17 protein-coding genes are annotated in these 22,355 nt (G+C 62.0%); 9 read left to right on the top strand and 8 right to left on the bottom strand.

Annotation, left to right across the window (positions count from 1 at the left end; all coding sequences use genetic code 11):
• Nucleotides 1-132: 132 nt before the first annotated feature.
• The 8 genes from KVQ82_RS17735 (at nt 133) to KVQ82_RS17700 (ending at nt 6,887) form a co-directional block, all read left to right on the top strand.
• A complete protein-coding gene (locus KVQ82_RS17735) occupies nt 133-1,455 on the top strand; it encodes an MFS transporter (protein ID WP_108182466.1) in 1,323 nt (440 codons plus the stop codon).
• A gap of 158 nt (nt 1,456-1,613) precedes the next feature.
• A complete protein-coding gene (gene araD1 / locus KVQ82_RS17730) occupies nt 1,614-2,606 on the top strand; it encodes an AraD1 family protein (RefSeq protein ID WP_222014914.1) in 993 nt (330 codons plus the stop codon).
• A 9-nt stretch (nt 2,607-2,615) separates the two neighbouring features.
• Nucleotides 2,616-4,196, top strand: a complete 1,581-nt coding sequence (locus KVQ82_RS17725) for an aldehyde dehydrogenase (NADP(+)) (RefSeq protein ID WP_222014913.1) — start codon at nt 2,616-2,618, stop codon at nt 4,194-4,196.
• Between the two features lie 155 nt (nt 4,197-4,351).
• Nucleotides 4,352-4,651, top strand: coding sequence for a DUF5629 family protein (locus KVQ82_RS17720; RefSeq protein ID WP_222014912.1), 300 nt, complete (start codon nt 4,352-4,354; stop codon nt 4,649-4,651).
• A complete protein-coding gene (locus KVQ82_RS17715) occupies nt 4,651-5,826 on the top strand; it encodes a lactonase family protein (protein ID WP_222014911.1) in 1,176 nt (391 codons plus the stop codon). The genes KVQ82_RS17720 and KVQ82_RS17715 overlap by 1 nt, the downstream gene beginning before the upstream one ends.
• A gap of 157 nt (nt 5,827-5,983) precedes the next feature.
• Nucleotides 5,984-6,163 carry a hypothetical protein gene (locus KVQ82_RS17710; protein WP_041062495.1) on the top strand — a complete coding sequence of 60 codons (180 nt, stop codon included), beginning with the start codon at nt 5,984-5,986 and terminating at the stop codon, nt 6,161-6,163.
• 260 nt (nt 6,164-6,423) lie between these two features.
• Nucleotides 6,424-6,633: a hypothetical protein gene (locus KVQ82_RS17705; protein WP_222014910.1), complete on the top strand. Its 210-nt coding sequence runs from the start codon at nt 6,424-6,426 to the stop codon at nt 6,631-6,633.
• Nucleotides 6,630-6,887, top strand: a complete 258-nt coding sequence (locus KVQ82_RS17700; RefSeq protein ID WP_222014903.1) for a hypothetical protein — start codon at nt 6,630-6,632, stop codon at nt 6,885-6,887. The genes KVQ82_RS17705 and KVQ82_RS17700 overlap by 4 nt, the downstream gene beginning before the upstream one ends.
• Nucleotides 6,888-7,061: 174 nt before the next feature.
• Here the strand turns inward: KVQ82_RS17700 and KVQ82_RS17695 are convergent, their stop codons facing one another.
• The 3 genes from KVQ82_RS17695 to KVQ82_RS17685 are packed head-to-tail and all read right to left on the bottom strand — an operon-like array spanning nt 7,062 to nt 12,525.
• The gene (locus tag KVQ82_RS17695; protein WP_222014902.1) at nt 7,062-7,646 is read right to left on the bottom strand and encodes a glutathione S-transferase; all 585 of its coding nucleotides are present in this window, start codon (nt 7,644-7,646) and stop codon (nt 7,062-7,064) included.
• Nucleotides 7,643-11,284, bottom strand: a complete 3,642-nt coding sequence (locus KVQ82_RS17690) for an AAA family ATPase (RefSeq protein WP_222014900.1) — start codon at nt 11,282-11,284, stop codon at nt 7,643-7,645. The genes KVQ82_RS17695 and KVQ82_RS17690 overlap by 4 nt, the downstream gene beginning before the upstream one ends.
• A complete protein-coding gene (locus KVQ82_RS17685; RefSeq protein ID WP_086790942.1) occupies nt 11,281-12,525 on the bottom strand; it encodes an exonuclease SbcCD subunit D C-terminal domain-containing protein in 1,245 nt (414 codons plus the stop codon). Before KVQ82_RS17685 ends, KVQ82_RS17690 begins: the two co-directional genes overlap by 4 nt.
• Nucleotides 12,526-12,767: 242 nt before the next feature.
• Here KVQ82_RS17685 and KVQ82_RS17680 point away from each other — a divergent pair, with 242 nt between their 5' ends.
• Nucleotides 12,768-16,391 (top strand): hypothetical protein, encoded by a 3,624-nt coding sequence (locus KVQ82_RS17680; RefSeq protein ID WP_222014898.1) that lies wholly within the window; start codon nt 12,768-12,770, stop codon nt 16,389-16,391.
• A gap of 88 nt (nt 16,392-16,479) precedes the next feature.
• Here KVQ82_RS17680 and KVQ82_RS17675 read toward each other — a convergent pair whose 3' ends face one another.
• From KVQ82_RS17675 to KVQ82_RS17655, 5 genes are read right to left on the bottom strand one after another with little or no spacing between them, the layout of a single operon-like run.
• Complete coding sequence (locus tag KVQ82_RS17675) at nt 16,480-18,117, bottom strand: BatD family protein (protein ID WP_222014896.1); 1,638 nt, start codon at nt 18,115-18,117, stop codon at nt 16,480-16,482.
• Nucleotides 18,114-19,847: a tetratricopeptide repeat protein gene (locus tag KVQ82_RS17670; protein WP_222014894.1), complete on the bottom strand. Its 1,734-nt coding sequence runs from the start codon at nt 19,845-19,847 to the stop codon at nt 18,114-18,116. Before KVQ82_RS17670 ends, KVQ82_RS17675 begins: the two co-directional genes overlap by 4 nt.
• Complete coding sequence (locus KVQ82_RS17665; RefSeq protein WP_222014891.1) at nt 19,844-20,923, bottom strand: VWA domain-containing protein; 1,080 nt, start codon at nt 20,921-20,923, stop codon at nt 19,844-19,846. The genes KVQ82_RS17670 and KVQ82_RS17665 overlap by 4 nt, the downstream gene beginning before the upstream one ends.
• On the bottom strand, nt 20,916-21,413 hold the full coding sequence (locus KVQ82_RS17660; protein WP_222014882.1) for a DUF4381 domain-containing protein: 498 nt from the start codon (nt 21,411-21,413) through the stop codon (nt 20,916-20,918). The genes KVQ82_RS17665 and KVQ82_RS17660 overlap by 8 nt, the downstream gene beginning before the upstream one ends.
• Nucleotides 21,410-22,354, bottom strand: a complete 945-nt coding sequence (locus KVQ82_RS17655; RefSeq protein WP_198760045.1) for a DUF58 domain-containing protein — start codon at nt 22,352-22,354, stop codon at nt 21,410-21,412. Before KVQ82_RS17655 ends, KVQ82_RS17660 begins: the two co-directional genes overlap by 4 nt.
• Nucleotide 22,355: the final 1 nt, after the last annotated feature.

Below are 22,355 nucleotides of genomic sequence, written 5' to 3'. Positions count from 1 at the left end.
GCCGCTTTGGAAGTGTTGTTGGGTAATTAGTATTACTATATAGTCGTTTTCGACGGAGGGATTGGCCCTGGCGATTTTTCGCGAGAGGCGTCCCCCGAGGTTCTATAAAAACAACAATCGGAGACCGATCCCATGAGCCAGGAATTGCGGCTTATCCGCCGCATCACGCTGAAACTGATTCCCTTCCTGATCCTGCTGTACCTGATCGCCTATGTGGATCGCTCCGCCGTCGGCTTCGCCAAGCTGCACATGGGCGCTGACATCGGCATCGGTGATGCGGCCTACGGTCTCGGTGCCGGGCTGTTTTTCATTGGCTACTTTCTTCTGGAAATTCCCAGCAACCTGATGCTCGAACGCTTCGGTGCGCGGCGCTGGTTCGCGCGGATCATGATCACTTGGGGCGCGATCACCATCGGCATGGCGTTCGTCCAGGGCCCGCACAGTTTCTACGTGATGCGCTTTCTGCTTGGCGCGGCGGAGGCGGGGTTCTTTCCCGGTGTTCTGTACTACATCACCCAATGGTTCCCGGTGCGCCATCGCGGCAAGATTCTCGGGCTGTTCATCCTCTCCCAACCGATTGCGATGATGATCACCGGCCCGGTGTCCGGCGGTTTGCTCGGTATGGACGGCATTCTCGGGCTGCACGGCTGGCAGTGGCTGTTCATTGTCATCGGCACCCCGGCGATCCTGCTGACCTGGCCGGTACTGCGCTGGCTGCCCGATGGCCCGCAAAACGTGAAGTGGATGGATCAGGCCGAGAAAGACTGGCTGACCGGCGAGCTGAAAAAGGATTTGCAGGAATACGGCCAGACCCGTCACGGCAACCCGCTGCATGCACTCAAGGACAAACGCGTGTTGCTGCTGGCGCTGTTTTACCTGCCGGTGACCCTGAGCATTTATGGCCTTGGCCTGTGGCTGCCGACGCTGATCAAACAGTTTGGCGGCAGCGATCTGGTGACCGGTTTCGTCTCGTCGGTGCCCTACATCTTCGGCATCGTCGGTCTGCTGATCGTGCCACGCAGCTCCGACCGCATGAACGATCGCTACGGCCACCTGGCGGTGCTCTATGTGCTGGGTGCACTGGGCCTGTTTTTCAGCGCCTGGCTGACCCTGCCGGTGGCGCAACTGGCGGCGTTGTGTCTGGTGGCGTTCGCGCTGTTTTCCTGCACGGCGGTGTTCTGGACCTTGCCCGGACGGTTCTTTGCCGGCGCGAGTGCGGCGGCGGGGATCGCCTTGATCAACTCGGTGGGCAACCTTGGCGGATACATCGGGCCGTTCGTGATTGGGGCGTTGAAGGAATACACCGGGAATCTGGGTTCGGGGTTGTATTTCCTCAGCGCAGTGATGGTGTTCGGTTTGATTTTGACCGGCGTGGTTTACCGCGTGCTTGAGCGCAAACACGTCCTGCCAACCGAGCAATTCGCCGCCAGCGCACGCGGTGCCACCCGCACCTGATATCAAACGAACCATCACCGCAAACCCTGTGGGAGCTGGCTTGCCAGCGATGGCGGCGGCACATCCAACATAGCGGTATCTGACAGATTGCTATCGCTGGCAAGCCAGCTCCCACAGGGTTTTGCAGTGTTTCGAAGTTTTGTTTACAGGAGAAATTTATGCATCTGGTTCAATTCGAATTGATCAACGGCGAGCGCCGCGTCGGTGTGGTCGACAACGGTCTGATCCGCGAAGTGCAGGACGCCCGTAGCGTACGCGATCTCGCGCTGGCCGCCATCGAAGCCGGCGGCACTCTGGAGCAGCAAGTAAAAACCCACGGCCTGGGCATCAGTCATGACTATGCCGAGCTGCTGAGCACGCGGCGAATTCTGCCACCGCTGGATCACCCGGACCCGGCGCACCTGCTGGTCAGCGGTACCGGCCTGACGCATCTGGGCAGCGCCTCGGCGCGGGACAAGATGCACCAGCAGGCCGGTGACGAAGCGCAAATGACCGACACCATGCGCATCTTCAAGTGGGGCGTGGAGGGCGGCAAACCGGCGGCGGGGCAGGCGGGCGTGCAGCCGGAATGGTTCTACAAGGGCGACGGCAGCATCGTCGTGCGACCGGGCGAAGCGTTCCCGTTGCCACCGTTTGCCGAGGATGCCGGCGAGGAACCGGAAATGGCCGGGCTCTACGTCATTGGCCACGACGGCAAACCGTATCGCCTCGGTTTCGCGGTGGGCAACGAGTTCTCCGATCACGTCATGGAGCGCAAGAACTACCTGTACCTGGCCCACTCGAAACTGCGCAGTTGCAGCTACGGCCCGGAACTGCGCACCGGTGAATTGCCGCAGCATCTGGCCGGCAGCAGCCGCATCCTGCGTGACGGCGAAGTGCTGTGGCAAAACGAATTTCTCAGCGGCGAGGCAAACATGTGCCACAGCCTCGCCAACCTCGAATACCACCACTTCAAATACCGCCAGTTCCTGCGTCCTGGCGACGTGCACATCCACTTTTTCGGCACCGCGACCCTGTCGTTCGCCGATGGCATCCGCACCCAACCGGGCGACCAGTTTGAAATCAGCCAGGCCGAATTCGGCGCACCGCTGGTCAACGGCATAGCCCCGGCAGCAGCGGCTTTTCAACCGGACAGCATCGGCACCCTTTAAGGAGCTCCCATGACTCAGATTCTCGGTCACAACTACATTGGCGGACAGCGCAGCGCAGCGGGCAATGTGAAACTGCAAAGCGTCGACGCGACTACTGGCGAACAGCTGCCGTACGATTTCATTCAAGCGACTGAAGCCGAAGTCGATGCTGCCGCCAAAGCCGCCGCCGCAGCGTACCCCGCTTATCGCAGCCTCAGCGCCGAACGCCGCGCGCAATTTCTCGACGCGATTGCCGATGAACTGGATGCCTTGGGTGATGAGTTCGTCGCGCTGGTCTGCCGCGAAACCGCGCTGCCTGCGGGGCGGATTCAGGGCGAGCGCGGGCGCACCAGCGGCCAGATGCGCCTGTTCGCCAAAGTCCTGCGGCGCGGAGATTTCTACGGCGCGCGAATCGATTTGCCATTGCCGGATCGCCAGCCGTTGCCGCGCCCGGATCTGCGCCAATACCGCATCGGTCTCGGCCCGGTGGCCGTGTTCGGTGCGAGCAACTTTCCGTTGGCGTTCTCCACGGCCGGTGGCGATACCGCAGCGGCGCTGGCCGCCGGCTGCCCGGTGGTGTTCAAGGCCCACAGCGGCCACATGGCAACCGCTGAACTTGTTGCTGATGCACTGATTCGTGCCGCCGAAAAAACCGCGATGCCGGCAGGCGTTTTCAACATGATCTACGGCGGTGGCGTTGGCGAATGGCTGGTCAAGCATCCGGCGATCCAGGCAGTGGGTTTTACCGGTTCGCTCAAGGGCGGTCGGGCACTCTGCGACATGGCAGCGGCGCGGCCGCAACCGATCCCGGTGTTCGCCGAAATGTCGAGCATCAACCCGGTGATCGTTCTGCCTCAAGCCTTGGCTGAGCGCTCGGAAACCATCGCCCGCGACTTGACCGCTTCGGTGGTGCAGGGCTGCGGTCAGTTCTGTACCAACCCGGGTTTGGTCATTGGGATTCGCTCGCCGCAGTTCAGCGCCTTCGTCCAGCAAGTCGCCGGGCTGATTGGCGACCAACCGGCGCAAACCATGCTCAACGCCGGCACCCTTGGCAGTTACGGCAAAGGTCTGCAAAAGTTACTGGCACATTCCGGCATCGAGCATCTGGCGGGTAATCCGCAACAGGGCAATCAGGCGCAGCCACAACTGTTCAAGGCCGATGTCAGCCTGTTGATCAATGGCGATGAAGTGCTGCAGGAAGAAGTGTTCGGCCCGACCACGGTGATCGTCGAAGTGGCGGACAAGGCGCAACTGAGCGCGGCATTACACGGCCTGCACGGGCAACTGACGGCGACCATTATCGGCGAGCAGGCCGACTTCGAACGCTTCCCGGAACTGACGCCGCTGCTCGAACAGAAAGTTGGACGGATCCTGCTCAATGGTTATCCAACGGGTGTGGAGGTGTGTGATTCGATGGTGCACGGCGGGCCGTATCCGGCGACTTCCGATGCGCGCGGTACCTCGGTGGGGACGCTGGCGATCGATCGGTTCCTGCGCCCGGTATGCTTCCAGAACTACCCCGATAGCTTGCTGCCGGAACCACTGAAAAACGCCAACCCATTGCGCATTCAGCGGCTGGTAGACGGCAAGCCCTCGCGCGACGCCCTCTGACCCATCACTCTGTAGGAGCTGCCGAAGGCTGCGATCTTTTGACTTTGATTTAAAAAAACAAGATCAAAAGATCGCAGCCTTCGGCAGCTCCTACAGAGGGATCGAGGCGCTATAAGCTATCATTGGCCCTTTCCCCCCTAGAAAGACTGTTTGCCATGACTGCCCAAACCCTTCTCAACGCCCTCGAACACTGCGGCATGGTCGAAATCGATGGCTTGCACGCCTTCGAATTCGCCCTCGACGAAGACGACAACCTGCACATCGAATGCATCGACGGCCGAGAGGCCAAGCATTGGGAATTCACGCCGGCTCAGGTTGAAGCAGCAACGTTTGACGAAGACCTGCAGAGCTGGCTGATCATTGGCTACGCCGGCGACACCAAGACCACCGGCGAACACCGTCTGGTGTGCCTCGGTGATGTGGTCAGCAGCAGCGACGACGAGGATGACAATTAATGAACATGCGTAAATTCTGGCCATTGCTGATGGCCGGCAGCGTCGGTGCGATGGGCCTGTCCAATGCCAGCGCCGAGAGCTATCAATTGCTGGTCGGCTCCTACACCGCCGGCACCAGCCAGGGCATCTATCGAATGAATTTCGACAGCGCCACCGGCCAGATCGCCGCCAAGCCACTGCAAGTGGTGAAGAGCGAAAACCCGTCATGGCTGACCTTGTCCAAAGACCAGAAGCAGTTGTTCGTGGTCAATGAAAACGGTCCCGGCCAGAAAGACCCGGTCGGCCGCGTCAGCAGCTACTCGATCGATCCCAAGACCCACGCCCTGACGCTGATCAATCAAGTGCAGAGCCTGGGCAACGAGCCGACCCATTCGAGCCTCAGCGGCGATGCCAGCCATCTGTTCGTCAGCAACTATTCGGTGGTCGAAGATCCGGGCGGCACCCTCGCGGTGTTGCCGGTCGGTGCCGATGGCAAACTCAAACCGGTGGTGCAGATGAGCGCGCACCCGGCGAGCCGGGTCAACCCCGAGCGTCAGGCCTCGAACCACGTGCACTCGACGGTGTCCTCGCCGGATGGCCGCTACGTGTTCTCCAACGACCTGGGGGCGGACAAAGTCTTCATTTACCAGTTCGACCCGAAAGCCAACCCGGAGCTGCCGTTGACCCCGGCGAAAACTGCTTCGGTGAGCCTGCCGGCCGGCAGCGGCCCGCGTCACTTGCTGTTCAGCGCGGACGGTAAACATGCCTGGCTGACCATGGAAATGAGCGCGCAGGTCGCGGTGTTCGACTACCACGATGGCGTGTTGACCCAGACGCAACTGGTCGATCTGGCCGCCGGTCAGCCGACTTCGGACAAAGCCGCCGCCGCGCTGCATGCCTCGGCCGATGGCAAGTTCCTCTACGTCAGCAACCGTGGTACCGCCAATCAGCTACTGGTTTTCAGTATCGATCCGGCAACCGGCCAGCTCAAGGAACTGCAAAAACGTTCAGTGGAAGGCGATCACCCGCGTGAGTTCAGCCTTGATCCGAGTGGCAAGTTCCTGCTGATCGCCAACCAGAAGAGCAACGAAATTGTCGTCGTCGAGCGCGATGCCAAGACCGGTCTGCTTGGCAAAACCGTGCAAAAACTGCCGATGGACGCCCCGAGCGACCTGAAGTTTCTAGTGCGACAATAAGCCACAGGCCCCGGTTTACGGGGCCTGTCTCTTTGTATTAATCGCGCTGATATCCGGTAATGCTACAAAGCATTTCAAGCGATCAACCCTCGAGCGTTAAGTTTGCTTCACGGCCCAACCGGGCAAAGCAAGCCAACCGAACACGAGGGTTACCGCCATGAACTTCAATCTCTTCTCCGTCATCGCCGCTTCCGCCATCTCCGCCACCGTTGCATTGCCAGCCAGTGCCAACGTTGAAATCGCCAGCAAAAAATCCCACACCCAGAGCTACACCCAGAAATACCTGCAACAGAGTGCCAACTTCTACGCCGCGCTGGATCACAAAGCCCAACACTGAAATGCCCGCTTCGAACAACTCCCTGTAGGAGCTGCCGAAGGCTGCGATCTCTTGATCTTCAACGTCAAAAGATCGCAGCCTTCGGCAGCTCCTACACGTATGCGTGATCAAAAATTTCCGCTCGATAGGTTTTCGCCAACGCTGAGATAGACGGCCTAAATAATCAATGAAGCTGATGTTTACTATGGCAAACCCTGAGTGTTTACCACGGCTTTTTTGATTGATCCTGACGGCACTGAAACATGCCCACGGAGCACATCATGGCCAGTTCAATCATCACCTCAGCCAAGCGCGGCGCCTACCTGGCCATCGGTCTTTACCTGGCTCTGGTGCTGTTTGTCAGCATCGCCGCGCAAACCCAACACAGCTTCGACGCACCGATCGAAGTCGCACACCCCGGCATCCAGCTCGAACACCGCGCAGACGTGCTGGTTGATCGTGCTGAACTCGCAGGAGTGAGCGGCGCATGAAAGGCTACAGACTCTGGGTCATCGCCGGTCTGGCATTGATGACCAATGGCGCGGCGTTACTCGGTTTTGGTCAAGGCTCGGTCGGTGCGCTGGCCCGGGCCATAGAGGTCAATCACAGCATTGCGCACAATATCGAACGGGCCAACTCGCAGGGGTTGCTGGCCGGTAATCCGCCGATCAAGGCTGAGGTCGATTTTCTTGGGCCGTTTGAAGTGGATTGCTTGGCACTGGGCATGTGCAACGCACTGGCTTAGACAACCCGATCATTGTGGTGAGGGGATTTATCCCCGATGGGTCGCGAAGCGGCCCCAGACCCGGCAAACCGGATTATTCTCATACACCGAGGTGTCTGATTTCAGGGCAGCTTCGCCGCCCATCGGGGATGAATCCCCTCGCCACAAGGTGTTCGGCAAGCAGGAAGAGGGGGGTTATTTCTTCATGATGGAGGTGAAGAGGTTGGATTCGAGGAAGCGCTGTAGCCACGCCTGCAAGCGAACATAGGGCGTCTGCGCGAACCACTCGCGATCCACATGCGCAAACTGTCGAACGAACGGCAGCAACGCCACATCTGCCAGACTCAAGTGATCACTCAGCAAATAATCCCGACCTTCAAGCAACCCATCCAGCCTCTGCAAAAATACCGCCCCCTCGGCCCGATAAACCTCCATCGGCTGCTCCGGATAGCGTTCGGCGTATTTATAGCGGTTCAAATGCACCTTGAACCCCTGATCATTGGCCTCGATCAACTCGGCAATCCGTGAATCGCCATCGAGCAGCCAATCGTCCGGATCATGCTGCGCCAACGCCCAGCGCATGATCTCCAGGCTCTCGTCGATCACCCGGCCATCGGCCTCCAGCACCGGCACCGTGCCTTTGGGGGAGATCGCGAGCATCGCGGCCGGTTTGGCCTTGAGGCTGACTTCGACGATCTCCACCGCTACCCCCGAATAGCGCAGGGCCATTCGCGCGCGCATCGCGTAGGGGCAGCGGCGGAAAGAATACAGCGTGTTCATTTCACCTCCAGGGTGCTCAAGCCGTTGCCTTGGCGCTGCACCTGAATCTGCACCGGAATCCGCTCGTGCATTTCCTGCACGTGGGAAATCACCGCGACCTTGCGCCCCTGCGCCTGCAGGCCGTCGAGGGCATCCATGGCCAGTTGCAGCGATTCCGGATCGAGGCTGCCAAAGCCTTCGTCGATGAACAGCGATTCGATTTTCAGCGTGCTCGACGCCATCGAGGCCAGGCCCAGTGCGAGGGCCAGTGACACCAGGAAGGTCTCGCCGCCGGACAGCGAATGCACCGAGCGCAATTCGTCGCCCATCTCGGTATCCAGCACCAGCAGGCCGAGCATGCTGCCGCCGCGTTTGAGGCGATAGCGTTTGACCAGTTGGCGCAACTGCACGTTGGCGTGATGCACCAGCAGGTCGAGGTTGTAGGCCTGGGCGATCTTGCGGAAGGTGTCGCCGGTGGCCGAACCGATCAACGCATTCACGCGCGCCCAGCGCTGGTACTCGGCGTAAGCCTCGGCGATCTGCTGCGCCAATGCCTGATTGGCGTTTTGCCGGCGCTGATCTTCAGCCTGCTCGGCGCGCAATTCGGCGCACTGTTGCTCGCTGAGGTTGAACTGGTTCTGCAGCTCGGCGAGAGCGCTGGCGAGTTGCTCGGCATCGAGATTGCCGTTGTGCTGCGCCTGATGATCGGCCAGGCGCTGATCGCGCTCCTGCAGCAGCACCTTGGCCTGTTCGATGGATTTTTCGTTGTGCTGCAAGCGCTGGCGCAGTTCACTGAGTTGCGTGTCATCGACGCGCAGCAGATCTTCCAGACCGCCGTCATCCAGTTCAGGATGGCGTGCGCGCCAGTCGGCAATCTTCTGCGTCAGTTCGTCGTCTTCGCTTTGCAGTACCTGCAAGCGTTCCTGCTGCGCCTTGAGTTCGGTACTGATCTGCACTTGTTGCGTGCGCACGTTCTGCAGTTGCGCAGCGGTGCTGGTTTCGGCGTTGCGCGCCTGTTCCACGGCCTGTTCCAGCTGCTGCTGCCAGTGCTCGGCGCTGCTGTGTTCGCCCAGCAGTTGCGCGAGTTTCGCATGACTGGCCTGTTGCTGCTCGGCCAGGGCGCTGAACTGCTGCTCGGCGCTTTGCAGCTGCTGGACGCGGCTGAGCTGGCGATCCTGTTCTTTCTCCAGCGTTTGCTGGCGTTGTTGCTGTTCGGCCAACTCTTCCTTCTGCTGCTCGACCTGCGCCAGACGCTCGGCAATCTGCCGATCCAGTTGCATGAAGGTTGCCGCCGGTTCAACGCGCAGGGCTTCGAGGGTGTCGGCTGGCAACAGGCTGGCGAACGCGCTGAGCTCTTCGTCGAGACGCTGACGGTCGCTGCTCAGTTCGCGTTGTTGATTGCTCAGGTGCTGCGCCGCTTGCTGATGTGCGGTTTCGGCATTGCGCAGTTGCTGGGTCAGGCGCGCCGCATCCTGTTGCAGGGTGAGCAGGGCGCTCTGGCGTTGTTCGTCCTGAGTGATGCTCTGGTTCAGTTGCTCGTTCTGCCGGGCCAGCCAGGCATCGCGCTTGTCGGCGTCCTGATTGAGCAACTGAGGCGCCAGCGGATGCGCCTCCAGACTCGGCGCTAGTGCCTGTTGCTGCGCGACCAGTTGTTCCTGTTGTTGCAGCAGCTCCTTTTGTTGAGCGATCACGCCACCGACTTCGGCGCGCAGTTCGATGAGCTTTTCCTTGAGCTGATCGACCACTTGCTGGGCGTTGGACTGTTCGCTTTCATCATGACGGCCGAGGCTTTGCAGCAGCGCTTCCGGCTGATGATACGGATGCTCGTTGCTGCCACAGACCGGGCAGGGCTGGTCGGCCTGCAACTGCGCGCGCAGCTCTTCGACACTGGCGCTGCGGGCCAGACGCTGGCGTTCGAGCAGTTCACGGGTGACGTTGAAAGTTTGTTCAGCGACAGTCAGTTCGGCCTTGGTTTTCACCCCGTCCTGGGTCAGGCGCTCGCGTTCCTGCTGTGCAACGAGCAGGCGCTGTTGCACCTCGGCGCTGCGTTTTTCCAGCTCCTGCTGACTGGCCCAGAGCCGCGTCAGGTCTTCGATAGCGCGCAGTTGTTTGCGATTGTCCTGCAGCAGATTGCCAAGGATGCCGATCTGTTCGGCGACGGCATCCGGCTCGGCGCCGGCCTCCTTGAACAGCACTTCCAGTTGTTGTTTTTGCGCGGCCAGCGTCTCGGCGCTGAGCGCCGCGTTCTGTTCGAGGGACGCCAGTTCGGCCTGGCCCTTGTTCAGGCGATTGCCGATCAGCATCAGCTGTTGCAGGCGATCGCGGTAGGCATTCCATGCATCGCTGAGCGGCGCCAGACCCGCACTCTGCTCCAGCCCGGCGGCGATTTTCTGCAGGCGTTCAGCGACTTCTACCTGTTTCGTCTGCAAGGCCTGAATTGCGCTCTGGCCTTCGCTGCAGGCCAGCTCGGCGGCTTGCCGGGTTTCGGCGCTAAGGGCTGTTTCCTTGGCGAGGCGGGCGAGGGTGCTTTGCTCGTCGAAGGCCTGACGCAGCAGCGGGCCACTTTCGCTGTGCCGCTGCTGCGCTTCGCTCAGGGCGATGTTTGCCGCATTGAGCGCCTGTTCCAGTTGCGTCTGGCGCTCGTTGAGCTCGCCGTGTTGCCGGGTATGCGCGGCAATCTGTGCCGCCAGCGGCGTCAGTTGCGCATCGAGTTCAGTCTTGCGCGCGAACTGGTGGCGTTGCGGCGCGAGTTGCTCCAGGCGCGTGAGCTTCAGGCGCTCGCCAGCCAGACCTTCCCACTGCTGCTGTGCACTCTGCAGTTGTTCGGCGGCCGCTTGTTGCGCGTCCTGCAATTGGCGCAAATCCTTGAGCCAGCTGTGCTGTTGTTCCAGTTGCTTGAGCTGCGCCTGCTGCAACTTCAACTGTTGCTGGGCGGCGTTGAAGCGTTCGTCCAGATCGGCCCGCGCTTCGGGCGTCAGCGGAGTCACGCCAGTGGCCTGATCCTGCAACAGCTTGTGCGCTTCGCGGGCCTCTTTGGTCTTGTCGAACGCGCGGCGGCCGAGGCGAGTGTAGAGCGCGGTGTCGGTGAGTTTTTCCAGCAGTTCGCTGCGGTCGTTGTCGTCGGCCTTGAGAAACGCGCTGAACTCGCTCTGGGCCAGCAGCACGGCACGGGTGAATTGTTCGAAGTTCAGGCCTAGCGCAGCTTCGAGTTGGGTCTTGTATTCGCCTTTCTGGCTGGCGAGCAGTTGATCCTGATCGATGTCGCGCAGGCTCTGGCGACTGGCCTGCAACTTGCCGCCGGCCTTTTCCCGGGCGCGGTTGGCTTCCCAACGCGCGCGGTAACGCCGGCCATCGACGCCGACAAAATCCACTTCCGCGTAACCTTCACCGGTACCACGGCGCAGCAAGGTACGCGGGTCGCCGGTGGCGATTTCGCCGTCGGCATCCGGCACCTTGGCGTCACGACCGGTGTTGTTCAGCCGTGGCACGGCGCCAAACAGCGCCAGGCACAAGGCGTCGAGCAAGGTACTTTTACCGGCGCCGGTCGGCCCGGTGATCGCGAACAGGCCGGCACTGGCCAGCGGTTCGGCGGTGAAATCAATCTCGAACGGCCCGGCCAGCGAGGCGAGGTTCTTCAAGCGAATGGCGAGAATCTTCATGGCTGCTCGCCCTCCAGTTGCACGTCCTGCAGCAGCTCGGCGAAGTCCTTCAGCGTCTGTTCATCGACCTCGTTACCGTAGTTGTCGAGCCAGGCGCGGCTGAACAGCTCCTGCGGAGTGAGTTGATCCAGTTCGACCAGTGCGCTGCCGTCATCGCTGCCCTCAGCGCCACGGTTGCCGGCGTACTCGGCGGCGATCCGCACCAGGCGCACGGCTTTGCCTTGCAAGGCGTTTTCCACCTGATGGCGCAGGTCCGGCTGCGGCTCGTCGAGGGTGACGCGCACTTCCAGCCATGGCTGACGCTGGGTTTCGGCGAGCAGATCGATGTTCGGCAGGTCAGCCAGTTGCAGCAGAATCTCCGCCAGCGGCGCCGGGCCGATGCGTTGCAGGTTGACCGAGCGCGGGATCAGTTTCGGCTCGACGCTGACCAGGGTTTCGCCGTCGAGGGTGATGTCGAGAATCTGGTGTTGATAACCGATCTCCGAGAACGACAACGGAATCGGCGAGCCGCTGTAGCGAATGCGTTCTTCACCGTTGACCTTCTGCGGCTTGTGCAAATGGCCGAGGGCGACGTAACTGATGCTCGGCCCGAACAGACTGGCGGGCAGCGCCTCGGCATTACCGATGATCAGGCTGCGCTCGGAGTCTTCCGAGACCGAGCCGCCGGCCATATGCGCGTGGCTGATGGCGACCAGCGCCTGGCCCGGCTGGCGCTTGGCATTCGCCGCTTCGATCAGCCACTCATGCACCTGTCCGATACCGCGCAGATAGTCGTCGCCCAGATGCGCACCGGTCACTTCCGCCGGACGCAGGAACGGCAGCGCCAGACACCACGCAGCGATCTCGCCTTGGGCATTGGGCAGTGGCAGCAGCAGACGTTCGGCGTCGAGCTGGCCGTCATCCAGCCACAACACCCGCCCCAGCGCATGGGTGCGCAAACGGCGCATCAACGGCGCTGGCAGCTCGATGCGTGAGCCGGAATCGTGGTTGCCGGCGATCATCACGATGGTCAGCAATGGTTGCTGCTCGTGAGCGCTGACGATGAAGTCGTAGAGGCGTTCCTGGGCTTTGACCGGCGGGTTGACCGTATCAAAGATGTCCCCGGCAATCAGCAGCACATCCGGCTGCGCCAGTTGCAGTTGGCGCAGCAGCCAATCGAGAAAGCACGCATGCTCGAAATCGCGCTCCTGGCCATGCAGGTTTTGCCCAAGGTGCCAGTCGGAGGTGTGGAACAGACGCAAGGTGGACTCCGCTACAGAAAAAGGTGATGGCCGCGGGGGAAATGATGGGCGGCGAAAGAGGGGGGAGTTTACTGGCAAACGGGCGGGCTTGCCCAAAGGCTTGCAAGATCAAGAGGCCGTAGCCGCTGCCGTCTGTCGCTACTGTCAGATCTGACAGTAGCGACAGACGGCGTCGGGTGATGGGATACCGCAGTCGCCAAGGCGTCAAGCCAGGGCTTTCTGTCACCTGAGGAATTGCCTGTATGAAAACGCAATCATCGTCGACCTCTACGTCTTCTGATCCAGGCGTGAGCGCACTCAAGCCCTTAAAAATCATCAAGCTCAGGACTCCCGTGCAGGGCTATGACGGTGGGTTGCCGGTGGCCGCTGTGGAGGGAGGCGTCGAGTTTCTGGTGCCTCCCTGGCTGGTCATGAAGGCGGGTGATCTGCTTGAGGTGTTCTGGGGCGACCTGCAGATGCCGGTCTGGAGCAAAGACATCGAGCCAGAAGATGAAAACGAACTCATCAAAGGGGTTATCGATGAGGGGCATATCCGCAGAGGGGAGGCCTATCCGGTTTTTTATCGCGTGACCCGACCGTTTCAGGAGCCTGAGTCAACTCCGCCGGAGAGGTTCTTCGTCAAACTGGATCGCCCCGGCGGCTTCGATGACGACCAGTCGACGCCCGGTAACCAGAACCTGCGTTACCATATTCCGCAGAGCATCATTGACGGCGGTGTTGGCCCCGAAGAGGCCGCAGCGGGTGTGCCAATCACGATCCTGCCGTACCTCTTCATGCGCATCAACGACCTTGTCAAAGTGGCATGGGGCAGCGTAGAGAAAACCGTCCTTGTCGAGCAAAGACATATTGATGACCCTGACGATAACCCGCTGGTCGTGACCATCGATAAGTTACTGATCGAGCAGGCGGGCGACAGCGCCGGGGTGATCGTGACGTACCAGGTGATCGATGAGTGCGGCAATTATCCCGATCTGCGTTCACCGTGGTCAGCGGAAATCCGACTCGTGGTGGATCTGAAAGAAAATCGCCTCGATGCGCCTATCGTGCTGGAGGCCGATCCGCAGACTGACGAAATCGACCTCGACGAATTGAACGATGACGATGTGAACGTTCTGGTCAACACCCCCGCCGGCTCCTTCCAGGTACAGGATGTCGTCGCATTGACTTGGCTGGGAACCAACGCCCAGGGCGCACCGATCAACCATGGCCCGGTAGAGCTGACGGTGACGCGAGTCGGTCTTGCGCTGCCGTTCACCATCCCGAACGACAAGGTACGGGCCATTGCCAAAGGCCGGGCCAGTGTCTCCTACATCCTCAAGCGAGCGGGCGAGGCCGATCGGCCGTCCAAGACCGTCGGTATCTCGGTGATAGGGGAGGCCTTCCGACTGCCTTCTCCTACGGTGGACGAAGCCCCTGCCGGTACGCTGAACCCGGACGAACGCTGGGCCACCGTGCGCATTCCATGGTTTGCGGGGCGTGCCGCCAGTGACCTGTTGACGCTGATCTGGCAGGCCACGCGCCCCGGCGGCGGCATCGTCTATTACGAAGATCCGCGTCCGGTTGGTGATGTGCCGGATGACGAGCCGGTTTTGCGCAACGTCTCGAATGTGGTGATCCAGCGTTTCGACGGGTTGAAGGTTTCGGTGTTCTATTCCGTCGCCAATGATGACGAGGCGACACTCAACGTGCGCGAGTCGTTGCCGTTCGAGATGCAGGTGGGCGAGGTGCAACCGCTTTTCGTGACGCCGCGTGTGGAAGAGGCAGTGCCTGGCACGTCGTTGATCGATCCGGAAGCCGTACCGCCGCTGGGCTGTAAATTGATTGTGCCGTATCTGGAGACGCTGCCCGAAGACGTGGTGAATTATCGCTGGCGCGGCTCGGCCACCAGCGGCAGTACCAGCGGCTCGCTGCAACTGACATCGCAAACCGCCGGCAAGGAGGTGCCGTTCACCGTGCCTAAACAGTTTGTGACCAACAACCTCAATCGGCGGATCGTCATTGACTACTTTATCGTGCGTAACGGCAAGACCCTGGGTTACTCCTTTCCGCTGACCTTGCGGGTCGGCAATGCCCTGCTGGATTTCGATCCGCCCTCAATCGATGGCGCACGCGGCGACCAGATCGATGCGAGCGCGGTACCTGCGGTGGGTGCCACCGTGCGCCTTGCCGCGACGTATGGCCTGAAGGTTGGCGACCGCGGCGAGATCCGCTGGATCGGCGTTGCCGGAGAGGGCACGGCGATGGTGCCATTTCGCGTGGAAAGCGGAGAAGCGGGACGCGACAAACTGATCAGCGTGCCGCAGTCGGTGGTGTTGGCCAACGTCGGGCAGGAGATCTCGCTGGATTGCACCGTGCTGCGTCAGGCCGGTGGTCAACAGTACTCGCGCGTGGCGGTTTATGACGTGCGTGCTTCGCTGGGGACAGGCCGCTTGCTGGTAATGGGCGCGCGCTCGCGGGGCAATTATCAGATTTATGGCGGCGGGACTGCGTGGCTGACCGCGCTGGATGCAACCGACCGGCAGCCGGTCAAGGCCTGGTGGCGTTATAACGGCGAGGAGGGCGAGGTCAGTGGTATGACGTTTCGTGACACCCGCCCGGACCGACTGCTGCATGTGCGGATCAGTGATGATCAAGTGACGATCAATCCGCTGAATTTGTGTGGGAACGGGAATTTTAATTCCGGCCCCGAAGCAAACAACGCAGCCTTTGCGGCACGGACTGAACGTGGTGCTCTGGTGGTTTGGGGTAGTCCTCGCTGTGGTGGGGATTTGGGGGATTCGTTACCGGCCATTTCTGATGCCTTATCGCTGAGTGCTTGCGGTTATGCGTTTGCGGCGCGGCAGGCAAATGGTGCGGTAGTAGCTTGGGGGCTTAGGGAATACGGGGGAGACGTGTCGGAACCCATCAGTCTTTTGCGGGACATCGTAGCGGTAAGCGGCAACGGTTATGTGTTTGTTGCGTTACGTCGCGACGGGAGTCTGGTGGCGTGGGGAAGCCTGGGTAATGGGGCAACACTTCCACAGCCAATCCCTGCATTGAGAGATGTCGTCAGAGTGATTGGCAACCTCTACGCCTTTGCTGCGTTACGGGCCAATGGTTCGGTCGTGGCGTGGGGGCACCAAAGCTACGGTGGTAATGTGCCTGCGGCCATCGCGGCACTGACTGACATCGTCGATCTAGTCGCTACCGCATACGCCTTTGCAGCTCTGCGTGCCAATGGTTCGGTAGTGGCATGGGGAGCCGGCACTATCGGCGGAAACGTGCCTGCCACGATTGGAGAGATGACAGACATAATCGAGCTGAGCGCCACTCAAAGGGCCTTTACCGCCCGACGAAGCAATGGCAGCGTGGTTGCCTGGGGGGATGGGGCACATGGCGCCAACGTTCCTGCGCCGATCGCAGCCCTGACGGATATCCGGACCGTGACGGGTAACTTTGGATCTTTCGTCGCACTGTTGAGCAGCGGGCGTGTAGTGGGGTGGGGAGCCCAGGCTATTCCGGCGCCGGTTGCAGCTCTGACAGATATCGTACAGGTTGTATGCGGGCACGTTGCTTTTGCCGCGCTGCGGGCCAATGGCACCGTTGTAGCTTGGGGGGCTGCTGATCGAGGCGGTGAAATCCCGGCTGCCACTGCGGCCAGATTGATCAACGTCCGGGCCATTTATGGCAACACCCATGCCTTTGCTGCACTGACTTCCAGCGGCGAGGTCGTGACCTGGGGGAGTGGTCCGGCCGGTGGGGACAGCGATGCCGTCGCCGATCAGCTCAATGGCAAAATCTTCTACGAAGCTACAGCGCTGTCCCGTGGTTTGGGAATGCGTGAGACGCGATTGCTTGAAGCGGCAGAAAGTGAACAAACGTCTTAACACCGCCAACGCCTGAACGATCGCAGCCTGCGGCAGCCCCTACACGGACTAAATGTAGGAGCTGTCGCAGGCTGCGATCTTTTGCTTTTTACTTCGGATAAAGCGGCGGCAACCCACTGTCACCCACCGGATCCTGCACCCGCTCCGCCGCCGGAATGGTACGAATCGCCCGCCACAGATCCTCGCCCTGCCAATGCTGCCCGGTCTCGCTGTACAGCGCGCCATTGAGCCCGTCCAGCGCGTCGGACAACGGCACAAACCGCGCCGCCATATCCGCCAGTGTCTCCGGCTGCTGCCGCGCCCAGGCATCGAGTGCCTGCCGCGTCGCTTGCGGATCATTCGCCTGGCACGCCCGTTTGATGTCATCCAGCAACGTACGCGGGCTTGGGCCGGTCTGGGCGGCGCGATGCACCGCCGGTTGCCAGCGCGCACGCCACCACAGGCCGAAGCCAAGCAGGGTGGTGCAGGTGAGGATCAGCGTGCTGAGTTTCCACCACCACAGGGTGTCGCTGTCGACAATGGCCGATTGCAGGGTGCCCGCCGCGGTGTCGACTTGCAGGCTCGGGTTGTTCGCCACCTGCAGGGTGCGCGCCGGCAGGCTGGTGTGTTCCAGATGATCTTCGAAGGTGTTCCACCAGACCACATCGACGGTGGGCAGCTCGATGCTGCCGCTGCGGCTGGGCACCAGTGCTTCGCGTTCTTCACGGCTGCCGATCAGGCCGCGCTCGCCGCTCTGGTTGCTCAGCACCGGTTGATCCGGGTAACGGCGCAGGCCGTTGGCTTCGGTGCCGGGCAGGGCCGGCAGCTGCGAGCTGGCCAGGCCTTCGACTTTCAGGGTCAGGCTGCGGGTCAGCGAGTCACCGACTTGAATGTGCTCCGGCTCCGGGTTCCAGCTTTCGCTCAGGCTCAGGCTGCGAGCGGGCAGCCACGGCGCATCGGCCGGATAGGTCAGCGGTTTCGGTTTGACCGTCAGGGCGATCTCGGCGGAATTGACCCGCAGCAATTTGCCCGGTTTCGGGCCTTGCGCGGTGGCGTCCTGGCTGGGCTGGGTGTCGACCAGCGTGGCGCTGAACGTTTGCGGGGCGATGAGCAACAAACCACTGTGCTGCGGGTAGATCGCATAGCGCATCTCGATCACGCCATGGCGCACGCCGTTGATGTCTTTCTCATAGGTACGCATGTCGCCCAGCTGTTCGATCCGCGCATCGGCGATTTGCAACGGGGTCAGGCTGCTGTCGTCGTACAGCGACACTGAATGGTAGATGCGCAGGGTCAGGATCGCCTGGGCTTGCACGTAAACGCTGGACTGATCGAGGCTGGCCTCGATGAACACCGGGTCCAGGTTGTTTTTCTCTTCGCGGCTGTCGCTCTCGATTACTTGCACGGTGATCGGCTGGCTCTGCACGTCACCCAGTTGCAGCGGTGGAATGACCACGCTGCCGTTCTCTTTCGGCAGCAGGGTGATGATCCAGCGCGTGGTGGCGCGGTTGTCGCCATTAAGCGTGTTCAACTGGTTGACCTGACGCGTGCCGCGCACCTCGAACAACGGTTCCAGCGGGGTCAGGTCGGGTTTGCCGAACTGGGTGACATCGCTGGTTTCGAGGGTGAGCTCGACCGTCTCGCCGGAGTTCAGGCGACTGCGATCCACGCTGGCCGTCAACTCGGCCGCCTGAGCGGTGGCCGTGCAGAGCAGCAGGGGTAGCAAGAGGGCGCTGAAGCGGGTCATCGAGTTTTTTCCTGATCCTGATGTTGTTGCTGTTCGTACCAGAATTTGCGTCGCAGCAATTCGCCCGGGTTGTCCGGAATTTTGCCCAGCCATTGTTCCAGTGCCTGACGCTGTTCGCCTTCGAGGTTGTCCTCGGCCGGTTGCAGCGTCGGTGCCGTATTCGGTGCTTCTTCCGGCGGATTGCCCGGCACTTCGTCAGGGCCCGGCTGCGGGGGCGTGGTCGGCGGCTCGGTGGCCGACTCGCCGGGCTGAGCCTCGCTCGGGGTCTCGTTTTTGACCGTCGGTGGCGGCGCGGTCGCTGGCGGTGGTTCATCGCCGGGCACGTTCGGCTGGGCCGTTTGCGGCTGTGGTTCGGCCGGTGGCGGGGTGTTCTTCTGCTTGAGCAGGTTTTCCACCAGGGCCTTGTTGGTCAGCGCCGGGCGCAAATCCGGTTGCAGTTCCAGCGCTTGCTCGTAGGCATCAATCGCCGCTTCCAGCTCACCACTTTTCGCCAGCGCGTTGCCTCGATTGTAGTGGGCGCGGGCGTCGCTGCCTTCGGCGAAACGCTGAGCGGCGCCACTGTAATCGCCGGCCTCATACAACGCCAGCCCTTGCCACTGGTGATCTTCAAAGTGTTCGGCAGCCTCGGCCGGGCGCTTCTGCTTGAGCAAGTGCAAGCCCTGCTGGTCAGGACGCAGCCACAGGTCTTCGAAGTCGAAAGCGTAGCTCGGCTGCGGCAGGCTCAGCAGCAACGGCAGGCAGAACAACCAGCCACGCCGTCCGGCACACGCGGCGAGCAGCAACAGCGGCAACAACAGCCAGTAACCCTGATCGGCCCAGGTGTCGAGGCGCACAGTCTGACCATCGTCGCGCAGGCTGCGCGGGCCATCGAGCAGGCCGAGGGCGCGCAAGTCGGACTCGTCCAGACGCGCGCTGTGGTATTCACCGCCGACGCTGGCGAGGAACGCGCCGAGGCCCGGGCTGTCGAGTTGCGGTACGCGAATCGCGCCTTGTTCATCCTTGAGGAAACTGCCGTCCTCCTGAGCGATGGGCGCGCCTTCAGCGGTGCCGATGCCGAGCATCAATAGTTGCGCCGATTGCTCGCCGAGGGCACGGCGGATGCCTTGGCGTTCCTCCTCGGTCAGCGAGGAGCCGATCAGCAGGATGCGTCCCTGGCCCAGAGCGCCTTGCTTGAGCAACGCCAATGCTTTGCCCACGCCGAGGTCGGCGCGGTGGCCGCTTTCCGGCATCAGCGACGGCTTGAGGGCGTCGAGCAGGTTGCGGCTGGTCGCCAGGTCATCCGACAGCGGCACCAGCGTGTGCGCGCTGCCAGCGTAGACGACGATCGCGGTCTGCGCATCGCTGCGTGCCTGCAACAGGTCGAACAGCTTGCGCCGGGCCTGTTCCAGTCGCGTTGGCGGCGAGTCGGTGGCGAGCATTTCCGGGGTCAGCTCCAGCACCACCACCAACGGATCGGCGGGTTTCTGGCTGGTCTGTTCGACGCGCTCCCAGCTCGGCCCGAGCAGCGCGACGAGGGTCAGCAACCACGCGACGCCGAGGGCAACCCACGGCAGCTTGCTGTCGCGTCCACCGCCACCGCTTAGCAACGTCGCGTGGAACGCCGGCGGCAGAATCATCTGCCAGCGTCCGGCGCGTTTCTGTCGGTGCCAGAGTTGCCAGATCAGCCAGCCGAGCAGCGGCAGAAGCAGCAGCCACCAGGGGCGGAACCAGTGCGGCCAGAGCGCGATCATCGGCGCCTCCGCAAACGCAGGCGCTTGAGACGCTCACGCCAGTCAGGCAACGGACTTTGCAGATACAGCTCCTTGGTAAACAGGCGTTGCAGCGGGTTGTCCGGCCACAATTCGCGGACGACCAGCAACAGGCTCAGCAGCAGGGCCAACGCCAGCGGCCAGTGATACAAGGCTTGCGCCGGGCGCGCCTGGGTCGGTTGCTGGGTGACCGGTTCGAGTTGATCGAGGGTGTCCCTGATCGCTTGCAGCTCTTTGCCGTCGCGGGCGCGGAAGTACTGACCGCCGGTGACTGCGGCAATCGCCTTGAGCGCCGGTTCGTCAAGATCCAGGCTCGGATTGACCCCGAGCAGGCCGGTGCTGCCACTGTCTTCCGGGTCCGCACCAATGCCGATCGGGTAGATTTTCACCCCTTCGCTGGCGGCCAGTTTTGCTGCGGTCAGTGGATCGATTTCGCCACCGTTGTTGGCACCGTCGGTGACCAGAATCAACACTCGGCTTTGCGCCGGACGCAGGCGCAGGCGCTTCAGCGCCAGACCGATCGCATCGCCGATGGCGGTGTTCTTGCCGGCAATGCCGATGCGCGCTTCATCAAGCCAGACGCGCACGGTGTGCCGGTCAAACGTCAGCGGTGCCTGCAGGTACGCCTGACTGCCAAACAGGATCAGACCGACGCGGTCGCCATCACGGCTTTCGAGGAAATCACCGAGCAGATGCTGGACCAGCGACAAGCGGCTGACGTCTTCGTCCTGCCACTGCATGTCGGGAAAATCCATCGAACCGGACACGTCCACCGCCACCAGCAGATCGCGACCGCTGGCGGCAATCGGCAACGGTTCGCCGAGCCATTGCGGGCGCGCCGCGGCGCTCAGCAGCAACAGCCACAGCAGCAGGAACGGTGCTTGCTGGCGCCACGCCGGCAGGTTGGCGCGGGCCCGGCGCCGTGCCAGGCCTTCGAGGTCGGAGAGAAAACTGACGCGCAACGCCGGCTCGCCGCTGTCGGCCACCGGCAGCACCAGACGCATCAGCCACGGCAGCGGCAGCAGCACGAAGATCCACGGCCAGGCGAATTCAAACATGCTTGCGAATCCAGGTTTCGACGGCTTGGGTCAGGCCGGCGATGGCTTTGTCGTCGAGTTTGCATTCCGGTTTGTAGGCGCCTTCGACCAGCACCATCCAGCGCGTCAGACCGGCCGCCGGGCAACGGTTGTCGAGAAATGCCAGCCATTTGCGGCCATTGAGCGTGTGGCTCTGGCTGTAAGGGTAGTGGTTGCGGCAAAGGCGTTTGAGCAGGCCGTTGAGCTGCTGCAGCCAGGCCCCGGCGGGTGCGCCGTCGTAGGGTTTGGGCATCTGTGCCAGTTCGGCCAGCGCGGCGATGCGTACCGGATCGAGCGGCTGTTCGGCGCGCACGATAGGGCGTTTCTTGAGCGGAATGAACCGGCGCAAACGCCACACGGCGAAGCCCAGCAGCGGCAGCAATAACAGCAGCAGCCACCAGCCCGGTGCTGGCGGCCAAAAGTCGATCGGTGGCGGGGAAATCAGCGGTTGCAGTTGCTCGAGGCCGTTCATCGACTGCTCCCCGGGCGCTGCGGATTGAGGAACTCGCGCATCTGCTCGACCATTTCGCTTTGCGTGCTCAACGGCATCAGCAGCACCCGCAGTTTTTGCGCGAGCAATTCCCAGCGGGCGATACGGGCCTCGGCCTGGGCGCGATAGGTTTGACGCAGCTCGAAATTGAGGGTATCGATTTCCAGTTGCGCGCCCCTTTCCGCGAATCTGAGCAGCCCGGCGGCGGGCAGGGCGTGGTCCAGCGGATCGGACAGCGGCAGCATCAGCAGGTCGCAATGGCGCGCCAGCAGGCTCAGTTGCTGCTCGGCGCTGTCGGTCAGCGCGCGCTCGTCACAGATGACGATCACCAGACTACCTGGGCGCAACACTTCACGCGCCCGGCGCAACGCCACGCCGAGGGCGTCGCGGTCCGGCTCGCGTTCGCTGTGCAGCGACTGATTGACCTTGACCAGGCGGTTGAGCAATTGCAGCAGGCTCTGCTTGCTGCGGCGCGGTTTGATTTCGTAGTGCTCGTTGTCGCCGAACACCAGCCCGCCAACCCGATCATTGTGCCCCAGCGCGGCCCAGCCGATCAGCGCCGCCGCTTGCGCCGCCAGCACTGACTTGAACATCAGCCCGGAGCCGAAAAACAGCCGCGTGCTTTGCTCGACCATGATAAAAATCGGTCGTTCGCGCTCCTCGTGGAACAGCTTGGTGTGCGGCTCTTGGGTGCGCGCGGTCACGCGCCAGTCGATGGTGCGCACGTCGTCGCCGGCCTGATAGACCCGCACCTGATCGAAGTCGACCCCGCGTCCGCGAAATTTCGAGTGGTGCAGGCCGATCAGCGGGCTGCGCTGACTTGGCGTGGAAAACAGCTGCACTTCGCGCACACGGTGACGCATCTCGATCAGGTCGGTGAGGCTGATGCGGATGCCCGGTTCGGACGGCAGGGGGGCGTTCATG

This window comes from Pseudomonas sp. AO-1, assembly GCF_019775695.1.
Taxonomy (GTDB): Bacteria; Pseudomonadota; Gammaproteobacteria; order Pseudomonadales; family Pseudomonadaceae; genus Aquipseudomonas; species Aquipseudomonas parakoreensis.
The sequence above is the reverse complement of the archived record's forward strand: the minus strand, read 5'-3'. Positions and strand labels throughout refer to the sequence as shown.

What these genes read in the sequence shown, in the direction of transcription:
- KVQ82_RS17735 (WP_108182466.1), top strand. Translation starts at nt 133, where the DNA reads ATGAGCCAGGAATTGCGGCTTATCCGCCGCATCACGCTGAAACTGATT.
- araD1 (WP_222014914.1), top strand. Translation starts at nt 1,614, where the DNA reads ATGCATCTGGTTCAATTCGAATTGATCAACGGCGAGCGCCGCGTCGGT.
- KVQ82_RS17725 (WP_222014913.1), top strand. Translation starts at nt 2,616, where the DNA reads ATGACTCAGATTCTCGGTCACAACTACATTGGCGGACAGCGCAGCGCA.
- KVQ82_RS17720 (WP_222014912.1), top strand. Translation starts at nt 4,352, where the DNA reads ATGACTGCCCAAACCCTTCTCAACGCCCTCGAACACTGCGGCATGGTC.
- KVQ82_RS17715 (WP_222014911.1), top strand. Translation starts at nt 4,651, where the DNA reads ATGAACATGCGTAAATTCTGGCCATTGCTGATGGCCGGCAGCGTCGGT.
- KVQ82_RS17710 (WP_041062495.1), top strand. Translation starts at nt 5,984, where the DNA reads ATGAACTTCAATCTCTTCTCCGTCATCGCCGCTTCCGCCATCTCCGCC.
- KVQ82_RS17705 (WP_222014910.1), top strand. Translation starts at nt 6,424, where the DNA reads ATGGCCAGTTCAATCATCACCTCAGCCAAGCGCGGCGCCTACCTGGCC.
- KVQ82_RS17700 (WP_222014903.1), top strand. Translation starts at nt 6,630, where the DNA reads ATGAAAGGCTACAGACTCTGGGTCATCGCCGGTCTGGCATTGATGACC.
- KVQ82_RS17695 (WP_222014902.1), bottom strand. Translation starts at nt 7,646, where the DNA reads ATGAACACGCTGTATTCTTTCCGCCGCTGCCCCTACGCGATGCGCGCG.
- KVQ82_RS17690 (WP_222014900.1), bottom strand. Translation starts at nt 11,284, where the DNA reads ATGAAGATTCTCGCCATTCGCTTGAAGAACCTCGCCTCGCTGGCCGGG.
- KVQ82_RS17680 (WP_222014898.1), top strand. Translation starts at nt 12,768, where the DNA reads ATGAAAACGCAATCATCGTCGACCTCTACGTCTTCTGATCCAGGCGTG.
- KVQ82_RS17675 (WP_222014896.1), bottom strand. Translation starts at nt 18,117, where the DNA reads ATGACCCGCTTCAGCGCCCTCTTGCTACCCCTGCTGCTCTGCACGGCC.
- KVQ82_RS17670 (WP_222014894.1), bottom strand. Translation starts at nt 19,847, where the DNA reads ATGATCGCGCTCTGGCCGCACTGGTTCCGCCCCTGGTGGCTGCTGCTT.
- KVQ82_RS17665 (WP_222014891.1), bottom strand. Translation starts at nt 20,923, where the DNA reads ATGTTTGAATTCGCCTGGCCGTGGATCTTCGTGCTGCTGCCGCTGCCG.
- KVQ82_RS17660 (WP_222014882.1), bottom strand. Translation starts at nt 21,413, where the DNA reads ATGAACGGCCTCGAGCAACTGCAACCGCTGATTTCCCCGCCACCGATC.
- KVQ82_RS17655 (WP_198760045.1), bottom strand. Translation starts at nt 22,354, where the DNA reads ATGAACGCCCCCCTGCCGTCCGAACCGGGCATCCGCATCAGCCTCACC.